Origin of the sequence: Arsukibacterium sp. (assembly GCF_041616895.1) — a bacterium.
Classification (GTDB): Bacteria; Pseudomonadota; Gammaproteobacteria; order Enterobacterales; family Alteromonadaceae; genus Alishewanella.
On the sequence record NZ_JBFJPY010000161.1, the window covers coordinates 1 to 4,001 of the forward strand.

The following is a 4,001-nucleotide window of genomic DNA, read 5'->3' on the forward strand; positions in this document are numbered from 1 at the left end:
GCTTTTCATGCTGAGCATCTGAGCAACGGCAAAAAGGCGAATTTTGAAGCCCAGGCTCAGGCCTTGTATGACACTACGCCGCCCAATTACACCCTGACAGATTTTGATGAAGTGCTGGCAGGCATTGCTGAGCTGGTGCCGGGGGAGGGCAACTTAACCGAGCGGGTCGTGGCTTACAAGAAAAACTTTGTGATCCCTGCCGATAAACTGGATGCAGTATTTCAGCGGGCGATTGAAGAATGTAAGCAGCGTACTCAGGCCCACATCAGCCTGCCCGAGGCTGAAGATTTCAGCCTGGAATATGTGCAGGACAAACCCTGGAGCGGTTACAACTGGTACAAAGGTAAAGCGTACAGCTTAATTCAGATTAACAGTGAACGGCCGATTGATATTTCCCGGGCGGTTGACCTGGGTTGCCACGAGGGTTATCCGGGGCACCATACTTACAATGCCTTGTTGGAACACAAACTGGTTGATGAGCTTGGCTGGCAGGAATTCAGTGTTTATCCGCTATACAGCCCGCAGTCATTGATAGCCGAGGGCAGTGCCAATTATGGCATTGAAATGGCGTTTCCGGGCGAGCAAAAAATGCAGTTTGAGCGCGATGTGTTGTACCCGCTAGCCGGGTTGGATCCAGCAAAAGCAGCGGAATACGCGGCCTTTTTACAATTAATGAATCGTTTAAGCTATGCCGGCAATGAAATTGCCCGCCAATATATTAACGGCGATATTGATGGCGAACGTGCCGTAGCCTTGTTGCAGCAGTACAGCCTGAACAGTGAAGCAGAAGCCCGTCAGCGGCTGCGTTTCTTTGATACTTACGGTGCTTACGTTATTAACTATAACTGGGGTAAACAACTGGTAACAGACTATGTAGAGCAAACGGATGATCAGGCTGAGCGCTGGGCCCGCTTTACCCGGCTATTATCGTCACCCCGGGTGCCCTCATCCATTGAATGGTAAATAAATTACTTGCATAAGCCGGCGGCGTTCATTATTATGCGCGCCGTTCTGCCAGCACTTTTCAGTGCAACGCAACTCTGCCCGGGTGGTGAAATCGGTAGACACAAGGGATTTAAAATCCCTCGCTCGAAAGGGCGTGCCGGTTCAAGTCCGGCCCCGGGCACCATTTTAAATTATCGTTTTTACTTACTTTTCCTATAACACTTCAACATCTTTTCGCAATCGTCAAAACTAACGCATGTGCATGCGTTGCTTACTTCGGTGACGCGTGTTTAACGTTAACTGCAATAATTGAATCTGGTCCTTAAGCTTAGCGCAGGCTATATCAGTTATATAACCAGGTAAGCCGCAGTCCCCATAAATTTGCGTCACGCGCTGGATCAGTAGCCGATGCGGTGAAATTGCTATTGTTAATGTGCTGCACATCAGCAGTGGCTAACCAGGCAGGCGATAAGCGGTAGCGAATAAAAGCTTCATAATGTGGGGTGTTGCTAGCCGCCGGCTCGGTTGCTTGATGGGAGACAACGCTTTGCGCTGCACCAATGCCGACTGAGTAACGGCCTAACTGGTATAAATAGCTGACGCTGCTAAATGCTTTACCCAGACTTACCTTTGGGTTGGCATAGCCCAGGCGCACATTAACGGCATGTCGGCCGTATTTATAGCCGGTGAGCAGATAGTATCCGTAATTGTTCAGGTTATCTTCTGTTTCATTAAAAGGCGTATAATTTGCTGTGCTTAACCAGCTGCCAGCGCGCACTAGCCAGCCTTGCGCTTGCCAGCTCAGAGATAGAATACCAAACACACCTTTGTCATCTCCGGTTACGGTAAATAGCTGAGCATAGGAGCGGGAATCGTTGTCAGCCAGACCATTGGAACTGGCTAAGCCAGCTCGCAGCACCAGGTCAGAAGATAAGCCGTGTTGGTAAATTGCCCCAAGCGTATAATCAGGAAAGGCTATCGTCGGGTTTCCGGTAAACGATGCGCCTAAAAACTGGGTGGTTTCATCGCTGGCAATGCGACTTTGCTCGAAAAACCCCGATACATCCAGCAACCCGGCCGAGATCGAATGTTGGTCTGACAGGACATAAGCATAATACAGCTCTGACAATTGCAAACGACCATTACCGTGTTCATCCAGGGCACTTCCGGCATCAGCATTGGCTTCAGGATACACCGCGGAAATATCAGTTGAACTGGTGGAGGTGCTGGCTTCCAGATGAATGAGCCACTGACCAGTAGCGTCAGCATTAGCATGCGAAACGATGAAATCAGCGGAGCCACTGGCTTCATTGCCAACCACCGCAGTACTGGCTGTTTGATGAATTAACACAGCATTTGCAAAGAGCGCCCAGCCTGTTTCGGTTTCTGTCGCATTGGCCGGCATACTGAATGCCACTACTGCCAGCAAAACGATTATTGCACTTGTGACATAACGCATTATTTTCACTTCCAGGCAGCCGGCATTTGCACGCTTTTTGATGCAGGCGATATTACCATAATTGCGTTTAGAACTGCCAAATCTCATCATGTTGTCATTTTATTATCCTTTTAAAACAACCATTACTTTAAACTTTGCCAAAAGTTGCTATTGTTAAGTTCTATTCAGCTACTAAGGCAATGGTCTTAATGAGAAATAATCAGCCGGTCACCCAAAAAGAATATATTTTCCGCGCATCTGATAGATTAATTTCAGGAACTGATGCTAAAGGCAACATCTCGTATTGCAATGAAGCCTTTATCGAAGTGAGTGGTTATAAAAAAGAAGAGTTGATCGGCCAACCGCATAATATGATCCGCCATCCTGATATGCCGCCGGAAGTGTTTAAAGAAATGTGGCAAACCATAGCATCGGGTCATGTCTGGATGGGGCTGGTAAAAAACCGCCGTAAAAATGGTGATCACTACTGGGTAAGCGCCTTTGTTACCCCGGTGTTTGAAAACAACAGAGTGGTCGGTTATGAGTCTGTCAGGGTGTTGCCGCTTGAAGAAGAAAAGGCCCGTGCTGAAGCAGCCTATGCCCGGTTGAGAGCGGGCAAGTCAAACTTGTCAGGTTTTTCACGTACCGGCAGGGCGTTACAGGCACTATCACCGGTTGTGGTTCCCGGCGTACTCGCCTGCACTTTGGGGTACAGTTTGTCTGGGGCTGCAATAGGTACAACAATGCTTGCTACTACGGTAATTTCGGCAGCATGGTTAGCGGCTCGTCAAAAGTCACAGTATCTGGATATTGTCAGTATTAGCCCCGAGTCCTATTCGAATAGCATGGTGGCAGAAACCTACTTTGCCGACACCGGCACTAAGGCAAGAGTGAAGTTAGCATTAGCTTGTGAAATCGCCCGCAGCAGAACGGCGCTAACCCGTATTGCCGATGCCGCCTCGGTGCTGGATTCTATTGTTCAGAATACCCAGCAAGAGTCGGAGTCTACGTCGGCCGCCGTGATGCAACAAAGCCAGGCTACCCAGCAAATTGCTTCGGCTATTACTCAAATGTCTCAGGCAATTCAGGAAGTGGCTGGCAATGTACAAACGAACGCGGTCAGTGCCCGTAATGCGCTGGGCAGTGTAGATGATGGCGCAAAACTGGCTAATGAAGCTAAAACGGCCATCGATGCACTCAGTAGCTCGGTAGTGAGTATTGCCGCGACGGTGCGTGAGCTTGCCGAGTCTACCAATGAGATTGGCCAGGCGGCTAACCTGATTTCTACCATTGCCGACCAGACCAATTTACTGGCACTCAATGCGGCTATTGAGGCGGCCCGTGCTGGTGAGCAAGGCCGAGGGTTTAGCGTGGTTGCCGACGAGGTGCGTGCCTTGGCGGGGAAAACGCGAGAATCAACCGATAAAATTCATATTATTGTGGAAAAACTGACGAAAAGGGCAATGAGTGCAGTCGGCACCTCTGAAAAAGGGGAGCAAGCGGCTCAGCATGGCGTGGAAACGGTAGAGCATACGCGCCAGGCGCTGAACAACATTCGCGACGCTGTTCGTACCATTACCAACTTAACCGAGCAAATGTCTGCAGCGGTAGAGGAGCA

General features: G+C 49.5%; 3 protein-coding genes and 1 tRNA gene. 3 read left to right on the plus strand and 1 reads right to left on the minus strand.

The window, feature by feature from the left end:
- Together ABY802_RS16140 and ABY802_RS16145 are read left to right on the plus strand one after the other, a co-directional pair.
- Nucleotides 1-963, plus strand: a 963-nt coding sequence (locus ABY802_RS16140; protein ID WP_372628147.1) for a hypothetical protein, incomplete at its 5' end; no start/stop codon positions are given.
- 79 nt (nt 964-1,042) lie between these two features.
- Nucleotides 1,043-1,129 (plus strand) — tRNA-Leu (locus tag ABY802_RS16145).
- A 159-nt stretch (nt 1,130-1,288) separates the two neighbouring features.
- Here the strand turns inward: ABY802_RS16145 and ABY802_RS16150 are convergent.
- On the minus strand, nt 1,289-2,494 hold the full coding sequence (locus tag ABY802_RS16150; RefSeq protein ID WP_372628148.1) for a carbohydrate porin: 1,206 nt from the start codon (nt 2,492-2,494) through the stop codon (nt 1,289-1,291).
- Nucleotides 2,495-2,592: 98 nt separating this feature from the next.
- Here ABY802_RS16150 and ABY802_RS16155 point away from each other — a divergent pair.
- Nucleotides 2,593-4,001: methyl-accepting chemotaxis protein (locus tag ABY802_RS16155; protein ID WP_372628149.1), on the plus strand; the 1,409-nt coding region annotated here is incomplete at its 3' end.

Bases quoted from the DNA above. Each gene is read 5' to 3' on its own strand.
- ABY802_RS16150 (WP_372628148.1), bottom strand. From the start codon at position 2,494: ATGATGAGATTTGGCAGTTCTAAACGCAATTATGGTAATATCGCCTGC.